The sequence below is a fragment of the Rhodococcus sp. 1R11 genome, assembly GCF_004563845.1.
Lineage (GTDB): Bacteria > Actinomycetota > Actinomycetes > Mycobacteriales > Mycobacteriaceae > Rhodococcoides.
Map to the genome: position 1 here is coordinate 214,351 of NZ_SPNG01000006.1, position 15,096 is coordinate 229,446.

17 protein-coding genes are annotated in these 15,096 nt (G+C 63.5%); 11 read left to right on the forward strand and 6 right to left on the reverse strand.

Going from position 1 to position 15,096, the window contains the following annotated elements:
• Positions 1-23 precede the first annotated feature (23 nt).
• The 4 genes from E4P29_RS13105 to galK are packed head-to-tail and all read left to right on the forward strand — an operon-like array spanning position 24 to position 3,507.
• Positions 24-332 (forward strand): YrhK family protein, encoded by a 309-nt coding sequence (locus E4P29_RS13105; protein ID WP_135045245.1) that lies wholly within the window; start codon positions 24-26, stop codon positions 330-332.
• A 57-nt stretch (positions 333-389) separates the two neighbouring features.
• Positions 390-1,205, forward strand: coding sequence for a DeoR/GlpR family DNA-binding transcription regulator (locus tag E4P29_RS13110; protein WP_135045471.1), 816 nt, complete (start codon positions 390-392; stop codon positions 1,203-1,205).
• A gap of 23 nt (positions 1,206-1,228) precedes the next feature.
• Positions 1,229-2,344: a galactose-1-phosphate uridylyltransferase gene (gene galT / locus E4P29_RS13115; RefSeq protein ID WP_135045472.1), complete on the forward strand. Its 1,116-nt coding sequence runs from the start codon at positions 1,229-1,231 to the stop codon at positions 2,342-2,344.
• Positions 2,341-3,507: a galactokinase gene (gene galK / locus E4P29_RS13120; protein WP_245154297.1), complete on the forward strand. Its 1,167-nt coding sequence runs from the start codon at positions 2,341-2,343 to the stop codon at positions 3,505-3,507. The genes galT and galK overlap by 4 nt, the downstream gene beginning before the upstream one ends.
• A 6-nt stretch (positions 3,508-3,513) precedes the next feature.
• On the opposite strand, the gene E4P29_RS13125 is transcribed toward galK, so the two are convergent.
• Positions 3,514-4,164, reverse strand: a complete 651-nt coding sequence (locus E4P29_RS13125; protein ID WP_135045248.1) for a cutinase family protein — start codon at positions 4,162-4,164, stop codon at positions 3,514-3,516.
• A 596-nt stretch (positions 4,165-4,760) separates the two neighbouring features.
• Here E4P29_RS13125 and E4P29_RS13130 point away from each other — a divergent pair.
• A complete protein-coding gene (locus E4P29_RS13130; protein WP_167735472.1) occupies positions 4,761-5,249 on the forward strand; it encodes a GyrI-like domain-containing protein in 489 nt (162 codons plus the stop codon).
• Here the strand turns inward: E4P29_RS13130 and E4P29_RS26330 are convergent.
• The gene (locus E4P29_RS26330; RefSeq protein WP_135045252.1) at positions 5,237-5,419 is read right to left on the reverse strand and encodes a hypothetical protein; all 183 of its coding nucleotides are present in this window, start codon (positions 5,417-5,419) and stop codon (positions 5,237-5,239) included. The two genes, E4P29_RS13130 and E4P29_RS26330, sit on opposite strands and share 13 nt — an antisense overlap.
• A gap of 194 nt (positions 5,420-5,613) precedes the next feature.
• On the opposite strand from E4P29_RS26330, the gene E4P29_RS13140 reads away from it, so the two are divergent.
• Genes E4P29_RS13140 through E4P29_RS13150 form a run of 3 tightly spaced genes read left to right on the forward strand, consistent with a single transcriptional unit; the run spans position 5,614 to position 8,311 of the window.
• On the forward strand, positions 5,614-6,888 hold the full coding sequence (locus tag E4P29_RS13140; protein ID WP_209205398.1) for a histidine kinase: 1,275 nt from the start codon (positions 5,614-5,616) through the stop codon (positions 6,886-6,888).
• A complete protein-coding gene (locus E4P29_RS13145; RefSeq protein WP_135045254.1) occupies positions 6,879-7,535 on the forward strand; it encodes a response regulator transcription factor in 657 nt (218 codons plus the stop codon). The genes E4P29_RS13140 and E4P29_RS13145 overlap by 10 nt, the downstream gene beginning before the upstream one ends.
• Positions 7,532-8,311 (forward strand): DUF4097 family beta strand repeat-containing protein, encoded by a 780-nt coding sequence (locus E4P29_RS13150; protein WP_135045256.1) that lies wholly within the window; start codon positions 7,532-7,534, stop codon positions 8,309-8,311. Before E4P29_RS13145 ends, E4P29_RS13150 begins: the two co-directional genes overlap by 4 nt.
• Here E4P29_RS13150 and E4P29_RS13155 read toward each other — a convergent pair.
• Together E4P29_RS13155 and E4P29_RS26595 are read right to left on the reverse strand one after the other, a co-directional pair.
• On the reverse strand, positions 8,305-9,525 hold the full coding sequence (locus E4P29_RS13155; RefSeq protein WP_135045258.1) for an FAD-binding domain-containing protein: 1,221 nt from the start codon (positions 9,523-9,525) through the stop codon (positions 8,305-8,307). The two genes, E4P29_RS13150 and E4P29_RS13155, sit on opposite strands and share 7 nt — an antisense overlap.
• Before the next feature lie 42 nt (positions 9,526-9,567).
• Positions 9,568-9,927: an FmdB family zinc ribbon protein gene (locus E4P29_RS26595; protein ID WP_348539766.1), complete on the reverse strand. Its 360-nt coding sequence runs from the start codon at positions 9,925-9,927 to the stop codon at positions 9,568-9,570.
• A 68-nt stretch (positions 9,928-9,995) separates the two neighbouring features.
• Here E4P29_RS26595 and fmdA point away from each other — a divergent pair, with 68 nt between their 5' ends.
• Complete coding sequence (gene fmdA, locus E4P29_RS13165) at positions 9,996-11,249, forward strand: formamidase (RefSeq protein WP_135045262.1); 1,254 nt, start codon at positions 9,996-9,998, stop codon at positions 11,247-11,249.
• 42 nt (positions 11,250-11,291) lie between these two features.
• The gene (locus tag E4P29_RS13170) at positions 11,292-11,762 is read left to right on the forward strand and encodes a hypothetical protein (RefSeq protein ID WP_245154299.1); all 471 of its coding nucleotides are present in this window, start codon (positions 11,292-11,294) and stop codon (positions 11,760-11,762) included.
• A 6-nt stretch (positions 11,763-11,768) separates the two neighbouring features.
• Here the strand turns inward: E4P29_RS13170 and E4P29_RS13175 are convergent, their stop codons facing one another.
• Together E4P29_RS13175 and E4P29_RS13180 are read right to left on the reverse strand one after the other, a co-directional pair.
• On the reverse strand, positions 11,769-12,233 hold the full coding sequence (locus E4P29_RS13175; protein ID WP_135045265.1) for a hypothetical protein: 465 nt from the start codon (positions 12,231-12,233) through the stop codon (positions 11,769-11,771).
• A gap of 119 nt (positions 12,234-12,352) precedes the next feature.
• Complete coding sequence (locus E4P29_RS13180; protein WP_135045267.1) at positions 12,353-12,937, reverse strand: hypothetical protein; 585 nt, start codon at positions 12,935-12,937, stop codon at positions 12,353-12,355.
• Positions 12,938-13,114: 177 nt separating this feature from the next.
• Here E4P29_RS13180 and E4P29_RS13185 point away from each other — a divergent pair, with 177 nt between their 5' ends.
• A complete protein-coding gene (locus tag E4P29_RS13185; RefSeq protein ID WP_135045269.1) occupies positions 13,115-15,031 on the forward strand; it encodes an HNH endonuclease signature motif containing protein in 1,917 nt (638 codons plus the stop codon).
• Positions 15,032-15,096: the final 65 nt, after the last annotated feature.

Below are 15,096 nucleotides of genomic sequence, written 5' to 3' on the forward strand. Positions count from 1 at the left end.
CGACGTTTTACGAAGGAGCCGCTATGAACGACCTGACCTTCACCATCGGGCACGAGGAACTGGTAATTCGCCAGCGGTGGGAAGTTGTCAGCATCATCAACGACATTCTTGTTGCGGTCTGGTTCATCGCCGGCAGCATCCTCTTCTTTCAGGAGAGTACGACGGTGATCGGCACATGGTTCTTCCTGCTGGGAAGTATCGAACTGCTCATCCGTCCCGTGATTCGACTGGCGCGACGGGTACATCTGACACGGATCGGTCGTGCACAGACCGCGTCCGAGAGCGACGACGACTTCGGACCGCTTCGACGCATTTCTGTTCGCTTTTGTTGACATTTGTTGTTATCTGGTGAATGTTGTGTGCATGGAATCGAGTCTGGTGGCGGTGTGATGCTCGCTCATCAACGTCAGCAGAAGATCCTGGACCGGGTGTTGTCGGAGGGTGCCGTCACCGTGGCCGCGCTGGGCAGTGCTCTGTCGGTGTCCGACATGACTATTCGACGTGACGTCAACGAACTGGTCGCCCAGGGCCTGGTCGAGCGAGTTCATGGCGGAATCACCGCGCCGAGTTCCGCGAGCGCGTTCGAGCCCGGTTTTCCGGTGAAGTCCGAGCAGAGTCGTGAAGCCAAGGCCGCCATCGCTCGCGCCGCCGCGCAGTTCATCCGGCCAGGAACGACCATCGGCATATCCGGAGGTACGACGACGCACGCGTTGGCGCGGGAACTGCTTCGGGTACCCGACATCACCGTGGTGACCAACTCCTTGCCCGTCGCCGACGTCCTTCATGCCGGCGGCAGAGCAGACCACACCGTGTTGCTCACCGGAGGCCAACGCACTCCGTCGTACGCGCTCGTCGGTCCGTTGGCGGTCGGCGCGTTGCAGACGCTGCACGTCGACATTCTGTTTCTCGGCACGCATGGAGTGGACATCGATGCGGGCCTCACCTGCCCCAATCTGCTGGAGGCACAGACCAATCAGGCCTTCGTCGCCTCGGCCCGACGCGTCGCGGTCCTCGCTGATCACACCAAGTGGGGTGTTCGCGCCCTCGCAACCACCGCGGCGTTGTCGGAGGTGGATGTGATCGTCACCGATGTCGATGTGCCCGAACGTATTCGCGACGCGCTGACCGACATCGTCGATGACGTGGTCGTCGCAACCGGTCCCGCCGAGCCCCGGCGGACCACCCAGGAAGCGAGCAGTCGATGACCACGCAGGACACCACCCATCCCATGCGCAAGACCTCGACCACGCTGGCCGACGGTCGAGAATTGATCTATTACGACGACACAGAGCCCTACCTTTCCGGTGGTGCCACCCGGGAGCTCGTGGACTCACGGCCGCTGCCGGCGTCGATGTCGCTCTCGCAGATGAGATTCGACGTTCTCACCGGCGAGTGGATCGTCATGGCTGCCCAGCGGATGGACCGCACGTTCTTGCCTCCCGCCGACCTGTCCCCGTTGGCCCCCAGCCGTCCGGGCCGGCCGCCGACCGAGATTCCGGCCTCGGATTACGACGTCGTGGTGTTCGAGAACCGTTTCCCGTCGTTGGCGGGAAGTGCTGCACAACAGACTCTTCCGGCAGCGGTCGACGCTGAGCCGCTGTGGCCACTGGCGGCAGGTACCGGTCGGTGCGAGGTCGTCTGTTTCGCCAGCGATCCCGAGGCGTCTTTCGTCTCGCTGGAACTGTCGAGGGTCCGAACGATCATCGACGTGTGGGCAGACCGGACCACAGAGCTCTCGGCGATCGATGGAGTGAAACAGGTGTTCTGCTTCGAGAATCGTGGCAAGGAGATCGGTGTCACCTTGACGCACCCGCACGGCCAAATTTACGCCTACCCCTACCTTCCTCCTCGTACCGATGCTTTGATCAGGCAGTCGCGCAGGCACTTCGAGAGCACTGGCCGAGTTCTGCTGGCCGATGTACTCGCCGCCGAATTGCGCTCGGGTCGACGAATAGTCGTGGATGTCGAGCATTGGGTGGCGTACGTCCCTGCGGCGTCACGCTGGCCGCTCGAGGTGCATCTTGCTCCGCGCCGCGACGTCGCAGATCTTGCCGAACTGAACGATGCGGAGCGCGACGAGCTGGCCGGCGTCTACCGCGCATTGCTGCGGGGCGTCGACGCATTCTTCGAGGGCGTGGACGAGGTGCCGTACATTTCGGCGTGGCATCAGGCTCCCGTCGGATCCGATCGAGAGCTTGGACGTCTTCACCTGCAGCTGTTCTCGATGATGCGGTCACCGGGTCGGATGAAGTTTCTGGCCGGATCCGAGTCGGCGATGGGCGCATGGATCAACGACACGACTCCGGAGAGAATCGCAGACAGATTGCGCGAGGTATTGGTGTGAACTGGTTGGGCGTCGTGTCCGAGCAGAGCCTCGCCGACGGTGCTTCGGAGCTGTTCGACACCGCATTCGGCGGGGAGCCGGACGGCGTCTGGGTGGCACCGGGTCGGGTCAACCTCATCGGCGAACATATCGACTACGCAGGAGGATTGGTGCTGCCGTTCGCGCTGCCCTTCGCCACAGCAGTCGCTGTTCGGCGGCGCGAGGATGCGACGATGCGGGCAGTCTCGACGCACACGGACCAGACGTGGACGGGGCAACTCGGTGACATCGGTCCGGGGAGCCCGTCGGGCTGGGCCGCGTACGTGGCCGGGGTTGCCTGGGCACTGCAGGAGCACGGGATAGGCGGAGTCGATGTTGCCGTGCACTCCTCGGTACCGGTGGGCTCGGGCCTGTCGAGTTCGGCTGCCCTCGAGTGCTCGTTCGCCTTGGCCCTGAGCGATCTGTTCGAGCTGAACGTCGATCGAAAGGTACTGATCGACGCCAGCATTCGGGCCGAGAACGATGTGGCCGGCGCGTCGACAGGGGGCATGGATCAAGCCATTGCGATGCTTGCAGAACCAGGTCATGCCCTGCTTCTGGACTGCCTCGACGGCTCGACTCGGCAGATCCCTCTGGACGTCGCGGCGTCGGGAGCTCGGATCATGGTGATCGACACCAACGCACCGCACCGTCTGGTCGACGGCCAGTACGGTGCCCGCCGAGCAGCACTCGACAGCGCCTATCTGGAGCTGGGTGTGTCGACGCTGCGCGGACTCGAGCCCGAGCGGGCGGTGTCGGGGCTCACCGATCAGGCTCTCGTTCCCCGAGTTCGTCACGTCACCAGCGAGATACGACGAGTCGAGCAGGCAGTAGCGTTGCTGGACGCCCGTGACATCGGGACCGAACTCGGCGACCTGATGACGCAGTCACACGTCTCGCTGCGAGACGACTACGAGGTGAGTGCCCCTGAACTGGACAGTGCTGTCGAGGCTGCGCTGCGAGCCGGGGCGTACGGAGCACGTATGACGGGTGGGGGATTCGGCGGCTCGGCCATTGCGTTGGTTCCGATAGCTCGGGTCGATGCAGTCACGGAGGAAATCTCCACGAGCGCAGTGCAATCCGGGCTACCGGAACCGACTTTCCTCACTGCAGAACCGTCGGGTTCCGCGCACCGATTTCGGTGAGTCGACTCAGCTGCGTACCTGAGTGGCCGCGAACGAGGCACCCTGCGTCGTAGAGCCGTTGGTGCCGTATGTCAGGTGCGCGAAGGTGTTGAATCCGCCGATCTGGCACACCGGGTCGCCGAAGTTGCAGAAGCTTTTTGCGCGCGAACCGTATGTGCTGCTAGCAGTTTCGATCTTCCTGCCGGTAAGTCCGAATGGGTTGCCGAATACCACAACGGCCTCTACGCGATCGGCGATCGCCGCCGGGATGACGGCACCGGTGAAGCTGCTGGGGGTGGGTAGACCGACCGAGTTGGTCACCACTGTCGCGCCCTGGGAGTAGCCGCCGATCACGAACTTTGTCGACGGGCAGGACGCCGCAACGGAATTGAGATGCGACACGAGGTCGCGAGATCCGGGTCCCGCGCTGGCCTGGGTGAAGTCGGCGGCGTAGTTCACGGCGTACGTACTGACCGAGCGATCCGTGAGTTGCGATTTGATGCTGTTCACAAAAGGAGTGCCCGTGATGCCGAGGCCGGGGATTTCCCCGGTGCCCCGAGCGAACGAGACGTCCACATCCGAACACGGTGCAGCCGAGGCCACTCCAGTGGGGAGCGCTACCGCTGTGGCGGAGATAGCTAGTGCTGCAATGGAATAGGCGATGAGGCGTCTCTTCATGGCGAGTCCTTGTGGGTTCGGGGGAGAAGTATCGAAACGAACCATAGCCGCTGAGGCGTCGCATTCACAGGGTCGTTCAACATTTGATTAGCGGCACCCAGTCGGTTATTGCGGCGGGTCCGTGAGGCCGTCTCGCGATGTGCCGGGAATGCAACGCCGAGCCTGGTTTCTCAACGCCTGTTGCGCTATGCTGACCGCTGGGGTGCCGTAGACCTGGCGAATGGCCTGGTCCGAATTTTCCGGGGGGACATCGAGTGACAAGTCGTTGGATACCAACAGGCGGTTGTCGGTCAGGGTGACGGCCTGGCCATCGGAACGAGTGGCCGCATCTACCTGCCGATCTCGGATCCCGTCGACAATTCGGTACAGGTGGTGGCTCGATCCTCGAACTCGGTTTCGGAGTAATGGGGCTGCCATTGAACTACTCGAAGGGACTGGACCGACGACGCAGTTCACGACGACACTTGACCCTCACGCAGTGTGAGACGGACGTCATGGAGGGGCATGTTCAGTGTCGAAGAGTTCGACTCGATCTCGGCGCCGCCAGACTGCGTCGCTACGATGCGCGCCTCCGAGCCTTAGAGGGAGAAGATTCGATGATCACCGTGGACACCAAGTCGCTGCCCGCCACCCGCGTCGCCGTCGTCACCGAGAATGCCGCCGGTTACGGGCCACAGAACATCGGCCCGGTGATCGGACCGATGTACGCCCGTCTTGCGGCGTCTCTGGCACGGGACGGAGTCGAGTTCGGACCGTCGTCGATCGCCCTGTACGAGGCCGTCGACGACGGGGACGGCACCGGCATCACGGTGCATGCCGCGTTCGAGATCGCCCCCGACGTCGATTCAGGCGAGGACTACGACGTCACCGAGCTACCTCGGATCGACCTCGCGCTGACGACCGTACACCGCGGCTCGATGGCGACGATCGGGGAAACCTGGGAGCAGTTCATGGCCTGGATCGATGCCAACGGTTACGAGCTCTCCGGCATCTGCCGCGAGTACTACCTGGTTTCCGAGCCTGCGCCGCAGGAGAACTGGGTGACCGAGCTGCAGCAGCCGGCGATCCGGCGTCAGGACGCCTGAGCGAGCTCCACCAGTGCTGTGCACTGGCAGCCGCCAGTGAGCTCCTCGCACTCGAGCACCAGGAAGTGGCGAACGTACTCGAGATCCACGCAATCGGGTTCCGTGCATTCCGCACTACCGACTGCATGGATCACGAGTGTTCCGTGGCAGGTATCGACACTGGCGGACATTAGAACCCTTTCTGTAGTCGTGTACTTCCTTGATATCACCGGCTACCGACAAGTTCGGGAAGTAAAGGGCGTGTTCGGCGCCTGAGCTGGGCGAACTCACGTGGACCCACGCGCCGAGGGTAGGGCTGGCCCTACCTCACCTCGTGGGTTCGCAGTGAGGACGCCCCGGCAATTGCCCACTTCGGCTCATCCGCATGAACCAGGCAATACCGATTCCCCTCAATCCGCTCAGAGCGTGGATTTCGCAGCCGTGGTGGCTGGCAATGGCGTCGCTGTTGGCGACGACGTTCGCCGGACTGGGCGGCTGGCTGATCGTAGGGCTGCTCCTACTCGCGGTGTTCGCATTGCCGTTCGCCCTCAGCGGTGTGCTCGTCTTCGTGTTCACGATCGTGGTCCTTCGTTGGCTGGACATCGCGGCGCGAGCGGGCATCGACCTGACCAGTGGCATCGAGATCACGAAACCGGACACCATCGTCTACCCGACCAGCTGGCGGAAGTTGGTGTGGTGTGTTCGTGACGTCGGGCTGTGGAAGTCGCTCGTCTACTGGATCATTCGCATTCCGATCTCGGCTGCGCTGCTGTTCTTGCTGCCTGCACTCTTCCTGGTGCTTCCTGTTCTGGCGGTCGCGCCGATCGCGTGGTTGGTCACCGATCCCGAGGGCACCGGTCTGGAGATAGCCGAACGAGTGGACTTCCCGCTGGTTGCGGTGATCGGAGTGGCAGCTCTCGTGGTCCTCGTTGCCGGCGTTCCGCCACTGACGACCCTGATCGCCAAGCTCGATTGGTGGAGCGCTGCAGCACTTCTCGGGCAGTCCGAGTCGAGCAAGCGGGTCAACGAGCTGACCGTGAGTCGTGCTCGCGTCGTCGACGCCGCCGATGCCGAGCGGCGACGCATCGAACGAGACCTGCACGACGGTGCCCAACAGCGGCTGGTCTCGGTGGCAATGTCGCTGGGACAAGCGAAGTCCCGCGCATCGGCTACCGACGACGTGGTGTTGAAGGGTCTGCTCGACGATGCACATCGGGAGGCGAAGAACGCGATCGGGGAGATCCGAACGTTGACGCGCGGATTGCATCCCCCGATCCTGACCGATCGCGGACTCGACGCAGCACTGTCGTCGGTCGCGGCGTTGTCGACGGTTCCGGTCACGATCGACATCGACCCGGCCCTCACCGGCGAGCGACGTCTGAACGCCACCGCCGAGTCGACGGTGTACTTCGTGGTATCCGAGGCCTTGACCAATGTCGGCAAGCACGCCCACGCCGGCAACGTGCAGGTGGACGTCGCTCGCGGCGAGTCCTCCGTGGCCGTCACCGTGGTCGACGACGGTTGCGGCGGTGCGCATCTCGAGCCCGGCGGCGGATTGTCCGGACTGGCCGACAGGCTCAGCGGAATCGACGGGACCCTGACGGTGACATCGCCGTCCGGCGGTCCGACACGAGTGGAGGTGACCATCCCGTGCGAGTGATCATCGCTGACGACTCGGTATTGCTCCGTGAGGGTGTTGCACGTCTGTTGGTCGACTCGGGTGCCGATGTGATCGGAAAAGTAGGTGACGCGGCGCAGTTGTTGACGCTGATGTCGGCTACCGAACCCGTGCCCGACGTCTGCGTCATCGACGTGCGGATGCCCCCGACATTTCTCGACGAAGGTCTGCGAGCAGCGTTGGTCATTCGTGAGCGCTGGCCCGATGTCGGAGTGCTGGTGCTCTCACAATACGTGGAGGAAAGGTATGCGGCCGAGCTGATTCGGCAGAGCACGGACGGCGTCGGATATCTGCTGAAGGATCGCGTCGCCGATGTGGATGAATTCTCCGACGCGGTGAAGACGGTCGCCGCCGGCGGAACCGTCATCGATCCCGAAGTGGTGCAACAGATTCTGGCGCGTGCACCACGATCGGATCCACTCGACTCGCTGACACCGCGAGAGCGAGATGTGTTGACGGCCATGGCTGAAGGTAAGTCCAATGCCGGCATCGCTGCCGCTCTGGTCGTCGGTCAAGCGGCCGTGGAGAAGCACATCGGAAACATCTTCGCAAAACTCGGATTGCTGGGTGACAGTGCGGATCACCGCCGAGTCATGGCAGTCCTACGATACCTGGGAGCTATTCGATGAATCGAATTCCATTGTTGCGCTACTCGTTGGCGATCACCACCGCGGCCGTCGTGGTCGGTGCGGCCGGAGCCGGCACCACTGCGGCGATTGCGCTGGGCTTCTCCGTTCCGAAGACTCAGAACTACGACTACTCGGTCGATCACGCGATCGACGGCTCGCAGCTGACCGTGACGACCGGGTTCGCGCACCTGAAGTTCGTGCCCAGTCCCGATGATTCGCTGCATGTTCGAGCGCACGGGATCTACCGAGGGGACGCTCCCAGGGTCGACGTCGGCGCGGATGGGTCCACCGTGGCTGTGGAATGTTCCTTCGGCAGGTACAAGACGTGCGACGCCGATGTCGAATTGCAGATACCCGCGGGTCTGACCCTCGCGGTGAACGGGGCGGGCGGTGATGTCGTGCTGTCGGATGTCGGTGCAGACGTCTCCGTGTCGACAGCGTCGGGGTCGGTGTTCGCTCGTGGATCGGCAGGAGCCATTCGGGTCGACACACGGTTCGGCGATGTGAAGATCAGCGATGCCACTGTGTCCATCGTGGACGTGAGCACGACGTTCGGTGAGATTACCGTCGAATCGCGTACTGCACCGGACTCCGTGAAGGCGCGCAACGTTATCGGTGACACGACGATCGGGCTTCCGCCCGCCGACTTCTATGCCGTCGACGCGGCGTCCGACAAAGGCGACGTCGTCGTCGACGTGATCAACGACCCCAGATCGCCGAAGACGGTCTCCGCCACCAGCGAGGAAGGGCAGATCACGGTGCGGGCACGTCAGTGACTGCGCCGCCATGCACTGAACGACCGGACGGAGGATGTGGTGGGACGCGTCAGCCAGGGCCATGGATGCAATTCGACCGGGGCGATGGCGTCGGCGATGCGCGAGAAGCCGGGAACGGGTGCCCAGGTGGCGGCCAGAGACCGTCCGGAAAGCTCATCGGATACTCGGCCGCGACGTACTTCCAACGGCCGGGTCGACGCGATCTCGCCGAGAGTCTCCGCGAGAAACACCAGTCGCTTTCCGGAGAGCCGAAGCTTGTGCAGGAGTGGTTCGTCGAACACGAACACGGCAGGTCGCTCGGGGTTCGCAGCCATGGCGGGGTCTGTGGTGCCGAGCGATTCGGCAGTCAACCAGACCTGTTCTGCACCATCGCCTTCCATGTGCGCGGGGCCCGCGGGTACCGGTGCCTTGTTGAGATCGGGGCCGTCGACCGCGGGTCCGAGATCGTCGTCGGGCCAGTTCTCGATGGGGCAAGCATCTTTCAGCGTGCAGTTGCGGCACAGCGACGGGGCGCGCTTGTTCACCTGCCAGCGACTGAAGCCGTACACCTTGCCGCTTCCGGTACCGACCGTCCATTGCCACCCGAGTCGATTGGCCGCACGTGAGCCGTCGAGCAAGTGGGTGAACATCTCGTCCTCGCCGTCGCGCCACGTAGCGCCGGCACGCACGGCCCACTGGGACGCCAGCCACATGCGTGTTTGATTGACGAGCCAACCGTCGCTGTGCAATTCGTCCACCACCGTGGACATGCAGTTCATCTCTTCGGGCCAGGGTTCGGAAGTCCAGTTGTGCGGTCGCGGTTGTTCACGACGAAGGGATCGCCCCAGATCGGTACCGACGCGGGCATAGAGGTGGCGGGCGTATTCCTGCCACATGAGTTCGTCTCGGTACCGCGTGCGGTCGCGCGCTGGGGCGTCCGCTACCGCGTCCCACACCTCACGGAGAGTGAGCAGACCGTGCCGGATGTACGGCGACATCCGGCTTGCGCCGCGGCGATTCACTGGGAGAACCGTGCTGCGGTCGCGGGCGTAACCGGTGATGTCCAAGCTCGCCAATGCGGCATCGGCCGCCGATTGGCCCCCGCGAATAGCACCCGGAGCTATGTCGTCCGGCCGCTCGAGCGTCAGGTCGCCCAGATGCTCGGCAACCCAGGCAACGACGTCCTCGGTGGTGAAACCGTCGGCAATCGACGGGGGAGCGGGGAGCTGGGACATGCACCCGGACTTCCCCGTCGGCACGAAAGAGAAACGCCGAAATCAGGGACGCGGCATGCGACGGTGGAGCGGGTTCGACGTCGTCGGGCTAGCCGCCCGCCCCTGCTGTGGGATGGAAGTGACCACTGTCGGTGTGTCGGCGGTGGCGCGCGAGGCGTCGTGCGCCTTCATCGCAGCGCTGTTTCCCCTGCCGAGGGCGGGAGACGAAATCTGGCGTGCAGCTGTCTCTCCACACTCCGGGCACGTCACCTGGGAGGGGACATCGGCCATGGAGAATCTCTGCTCGACGGGTTCGCAACGCCGTGTGCAGCGAAAGCTGTAGGTGGGCACGCATACGAGGGTAGCGCGAGGTGTCGTGTCAGTGGTGTTCCGGCGCAACGTCATACAACATTTACACGTCATACCGGGCCGAATACACCACGACGGTGCAATGATCGAGGCAGGAGAATCCGCGCAACCGGAGGTGCCTCGTGCCCGAACTGCTGTTTCCGCTCGACTCGACGAAGAGTTTTACCGAACAGGAGATCGTCGGCCACAACCGATGGCATCCTGATATCCCGGCGGCGGTCACAGTAAAACCCGGCACGTCCTTTCGGGCGCATTGCCGCGAATGGTTCGACGGGGCCATTCACAACGACGACTCCGCCGAGGACATTCTGAATGCGCCGCTCAACAACGTGCACACGTTGTCCGGGCCGTTCCACATCGAGGGAGCCGAGCCCGGGGACCTGCTGATCGTCGATATTCTCGACGTAGGTCCGATTCCACAGGAAGATTCGGGCCCACTCGCCGGTCAGGGCTGGGGATACACGGGAATCTTCGCCAAGCAGAACGGCGGCGGATTCCTCACCGATCGATTCCCCGACGCGTACAAGGCGATCTGGGACTTTTCCGGGCAGACCACCACATCTCGCCACGTCCCGCACGTGAAGTACACCGGCATCACTCATCCCGGCCTGATGGGAACCGCGCCGTCGGCCGCTTTGCTGGCCAAGTGGAACGCCCGTGAGGGTGCTCTGATTGCGACGGATCCGAACCGTGTACCACCACTGGCTTTGGCACCCGAACTCGACGGGGCAATTTTGGGATCCTTGAGCGGCGACGAGTTCTCGCGTGTCGCAGGCGAAGCCGCACGCACTGCACCGCCACGAGAGAACGGCGGAAATCAGGACATCAAGAACCTCACCAAGGGCACCCGCGTCTTCTATCCGGTGTTCGTACCGGGGGCGAAGTTGTCGTTCGGCGACTTGCACTTCTCGCAGGGTGATGGAGAGATCACTTTCTGTGGTGCCATCGAAATGGGCGGTTTCATGGACCTGCACGTCGATCTGATCAAGGGCGGCATGGAAACGTACGGGGTCAGCGAAAACGCCATTTTCATGCCCGGAAACACCGCGCCGCAGTACTCGGAATGGATTGCCTTCTCGGGTATTTCGGTGACCGTCGACGGCGAGCAGAAGTATCTGGACTCCGACCTGTCCTACCAGAACGCCTGCATGCATGCCATCGACTACCTCACCAAATTCGGGTACAGCCCCGAGCAGGCGTACCTGCTACTGGGTTCGGCACCGATCGAAGGACGCCTGTCGGGCGTGGTGGACATCCCCAACTCTTGTGCCACCGTGTACATCCCCACTGCAATCTTCGATTTCCCGATAGCGCCTTCTGCAAGCGGGCCGTTCCAAATCGACCCGGGAATGGGAGCTCCTCGGGCGCAGTTCTGATCGACTTCGCTTGATATGTCGCAACTGTGGATGCTCGAGGACATGGAACCGTGGCCCGACGAGCCTGCCGTAGGCGCGGTGTGTACGCCCACAACGTACTGGGCGTCACCCGACCGGATGGACCTGCCGGCCCAAGTGTGTACCGAGATGCCGGCGTGGGTCGAGAGTGTCACTGTGGACGGTCTGACGGAGTGGGTGGCGCATCTCGGGAACGGCTTCACCGCGATGATGGGCGACGGCGACCTGGTCGGTGACGTCACGTTGCGCGGCTGTCTGGTGTGGGACAGGTATCTGTGGTTGGACTTTCGGACGCGGCCGCGAGGCACTCTCCGCATCCATGATCGGGCCGGTTTACTCGTGCAACGACGGGAATTGATCCCGACGCGACATCCCGGCGCGTTCAGTGTGACGTACAGCGGTGCGCTGGAGTACCACGAAAGGGATTCAATACCTGCGGGATTCGGAGTTCGATGGAAGGCATCGATTGTCGAGACCATTACGTCGGATAGTTGAGGCATCTCAGTCGTTGTGCTCGTTGTGGCTCGCGGTGACGATTTGTTCGATGCGGACTGGTCTCGACTCGATGTCGGTGAGCGCGACAAGGTCCGCGACGGTATCCGCAGTGCCTCCGAAATACGCAGAGGGGAAATCGAAGTGCTGAGCCATGCACCACGAGTGGTCGGCAGGCCACCACAAATTCGGTGACAACCCACCGAGGGTGTCCGTTGCGCGTGCGACCGGCCCCCTCAGCAGGAAGTATTGGTAGCCGGCGATGTTTGCGGTCGGTGCCGCGTCGCGAATGTCGTCGAGCGCGGTGTTGCCTTCCCAGACTGCGTACCAGCAGTCATTCGGTGTTGTCGTATTTCGAGTGAGTACCTCGAGGACGGATGCCAGCTGATCACGCGAGGGTGCAACGGGATTCTCCGATGTCGGATGAGGCGCTACCGAGAGGGTATACAGGATGCGAGCATAGGCGTCGAACACAGTGGGGACCAGCGAGCCAACCGTGGTTTCGGCGACGACCGTCAGGCTGTCGTTTACCCAGCTTGCTTCTGAGACCTCTTGTTGCAGATCAGTGTTCGACCATTCTGTGTCGCCGCTATTCAATGGCTGTACCAGGGTTGTGGGCTCGCAGGGTCGTCGATGACCGTGTCGACTCGACGGTCGGCGAGAACGTCCTCTATCGCTGATGAGCTGGCACCGACGGTGGCGAAGTGGGGGTCGACGTCGTTGGCGATGCACCAGGCGCGGTCGGCGGGCCAGACGAACGAAGGAATCGGCAGACCCTTGGGACCAGGGGGATCGAGTGCCTGTTCCCAGCGCAGTAGGTCCAGGGCAGGTCCCCGGAACAAGAATGCTCCCCGTTCCGGGAGGTTGATTCGCGCGGCACGGTGAACCTCGAGACCACCCCACCCCTCCCACACGCAAAAGTAGCAGTCCGCTGGTGTCGTCGTGTGTTTGGCCAGCGTCGCAACGACCATCGCCAATTGGTCTGTCTCCGAGCGTTCGTCGTACGGAACGTCGGCCTCGCCCTCACGCTGATCAGCGTGCGTCGGATCCGGGATGAAGCGGAGACGCGCGTAGCTCTCGTACCCCAGTGGACCTCTGGTGGCGAGGTCCCACCAATCTCGATCAGCGTGGACGAGCCAGTCGGCGGCAGTGGGATCGCTGGATGGTCGCACGGTCATGCTGCGCCCTTTCTGGGTCGATACCGGGCTTGCGCTAGTGCGACGTTACCGATCCATGAGGTGGACCGGACTACCGAGCTGGCCTATGAAGTGGTGCCAGTCGTCAGAGCGGTCTGAGGCGACAAAGTTGGAACGTGTGTTCGAACGTTTGTCGGTGGGTCGCGGTACCTTCTGTTCATGCTTTCGGGGGACGGCGGATCAGGGGTGGACGGCATCGAAACGGTGCCGCCTGCCCCTGACGTGTCCGACCCCGCACTGTCGGTGCTGGTCGACGCGGTGGAGTCGGCGGTCGCCGAGTTGGCGGGGCAGGCGTCGGTGGCATGGTCGAATGCCGACCGGCGTGCGGTGATCCAACGCATGGAAGCTCTGTCGCGGTCTGTGACGGCGTACTCGCACACCTGGCTCAACCAACTGATCGCACAACACGGCCTCGATGTGTATCCCGGGTCGGTGCCGTGCTCGGTGGCATGGATGCTGCGGATCACCCCACACGCGGCCGGTGCGCGGGTGCGTCTGGCCGCGGAGTTGGGTGATCGCACCGCATTGTCCGGCGAAGTGCTGCCTCCCTTGTTGCCGCACACCGCTGCTGCGGTGCGGGCAGGGTTGCTCGATGCCAGGCATGTGCAGATGATTCGTGAATTCTTCCGGCACCTGTCGTCGAGTGTGGATCCGCAGACACGCGATCGCGCCGAACAGCAGTTGGTCGGCCTCGCCTCGACCAGGCGGCCCGACGACTTCGCGCCGTTGGTGGCGCATCTGGATTCGATCCTCGACCCCGACGGCGACTTCGACGAGAACGAAGACGAAGACAAGAACGGAAAGCCGAGGCCGCGGAAACGGGATGCGTTCTTCTACCTCGGTGAACAGGGGTCCGACGGTATGTCGGAAGGAAAGTTCTGCGTCGACTCCGAACTACGGGCCTACCTCGAAGCCCTGTTCTCGAAAGCCGCGAAGCCGGGGGTGAACAATCCTGCGGACCCGACATCGGTCGTCCACGACGGCGACAGCAACGGCGACGGGAGTGCCACTGCGCCGACGCCCGAGCCCACCGCCCGCGATGGCGGATCGAATGATGCCGGGTCCAGCGATCCAGGTCTATGGGATGGAACGGACTGCAACGGGAACGACGAATGTCCGGACGCTCACGCCTGCGGCGAGGGCTGTGAGGACAACGGCGGCGAGACCAACGGCGGCGAGACCAACGACGGTGAGACCAACGGCGGCGACAGTGCCGATAGTGGTTGCGGCACAAAGCAGGACGATGCTAATTGCGAGGACGCTGCTGAACCCGGCGGCCACTCCGAATCGGCTACCGGCGGCAACGGCGACTACGGCGACTACGGCGACTACGGCGACTACGGCGACTACGGCGACGACGACGCGCCACCGGACACCACCCCACCCGATGCCGCCGCGCGGGACGCTGCCGCCGTACGGGATCTGCGCACCCAGAATGAACGCCGCCACGACGCGCTGAAAATGGCGCTCCGACACACCCTCGCCTCCGGCACCCTCGGCACCCACCGCGGGCTGCCCGTCACCGCCATCGTCACCATGACCCTCAAAGACCTCGAATCAGGCTGCGGATACGCCATGACCGCCACCGGATCCCGCGTCTCGATCCGCGATGCCATCCGCATGGCTTCGCACGCCCACCATTACCTGACCATCTTCGACGACAACGGCAGAGCCCTGTACTTGGGCCGATCCAAACGCATCGCCTCCGCCGACCAACGCATCGTCCTCATCGCCCGCGACCGCGGCTGCAGCTTCCCCTCCTGCACCCGACCGGCGACCTGGTGCCAGTCCCATCACCTCGACGACTGGGTCGACGGCGGCTACACCGACATCGACTCCCTCACCTTCGGCTGCGACATGCACCACGCACTCGTCGGCACCGGACCCGGCACATGGGCCACCACCAAAACCACAGCACGACACCGCTACCCGGGCCGCACCCTCTGGCACCCACCCACCGGAATGGACCCACGCAGACGTGGGCTGATCAACCACGCACACCACCCCGAGGAAGTCCTGTATCCACCCGAACAGCACGACGACACCGGCGACGAGGAACCACGACAACCCGCGTGACGACCTACATAAGCGTCAGGGCACAGCTCTGCCTATCCGTCGGTACATGGCGGCCGCCCGACCGG

Excerpts from the sequence above, each read along its gene's own strand:
- E4P29_RS13105 (WP_135045245.1), top strand. The coding sequence starts at position 24 with ATGAACGACCTGACCTTCACCATCGGGCACGAGGAACTGGTAATTCGC.
- E4P29_RS13110 (WP_135045471.1), top strand. The coding sequence starts at position 390 with ATGCTCGCTCATCAACGTCAGCAGAAGATCCTGGACCGGGTGTTGTCG.
- galT (WP_135045472.1), top strand. The coding sequence starts at position 1,229 with ATGCGCAAGACCTCGACCACGCTGGCCGACGGTCGAGAATTGATCTAT.
- E4P29_RS13125 (WP_135045248.1), bottom strand. The coding sequence starts at position 4,164 with ATGAAGAGACGCCTCATCGCCTATTCCATTGCAGCACTAGCTATCTCC.
- E4P29_RS13130 (WP_167735472.1), top strand. The coding sequence starts at position 4,761 with ATGATCACCGTGGACACCAAGTCGCTGCCCGCCACCCGCGTCGCCGTC.
- E4P29_RS26330 (WP_135045252.1), bottom strand. The coding sequence starts at position 5,419 with ATGTCCGCCAGTGTCGATACCTGCCACGGAACACTCGTGATCCATGCA.
- E4P29_RS13140 (WP_209205398.1), top strand. The coding sequence starts at position 5,614 with ATGAACCAGGCAATACCGATTCCCCTCAATCCGCTCAGAGCGTGGATT.
- E4P29_RS13150 (WP_135045256.1), top strand. The coding sequence starts at position 7,532 with ATGAATCGAATTCCATTGTTGCGCTACTCGTTGGCGATCACCACCGCG.
- E4P29_RS13155 (WP_135045258.1), bottom strand. The coding sequence starts at position 9,525 with ATGTCCCAGCTCCCCGCTCCCCCGTCGATTGCCGACGGTTTCACCACC.
- E4P29_RS26595 (WP_348539766.1), bottom strand. The coding sequence starts at position 9,927 with ATGACGTGTAAATGTTGTATGACGTTGCGCCGGAACACCACTGACACG.
- E4P29_RS13170 (WP_245154299.1), top strand. The coding sequence starts at position 11,292 with ATGGAACCGTGGCCCGACGAGCCTGCCGTAGGCGCGGTGTGTACGCCC.
- E4P29_RS13180 (WP_135045267.1), bottom strand. The coding sequence starts at position 12,937 with ATGACCGTGCGACCATCCAGCGATCCCACTGCCGCCGACTGGCTCGTC.
- E4P29_RS13185 (WP_135045269.1), top strand. The coding sequence starts at position 13,115 with ATGCTTTCGGGGGACGGCGGATCAGGGGTGGACGGCATCGAAACGGTG.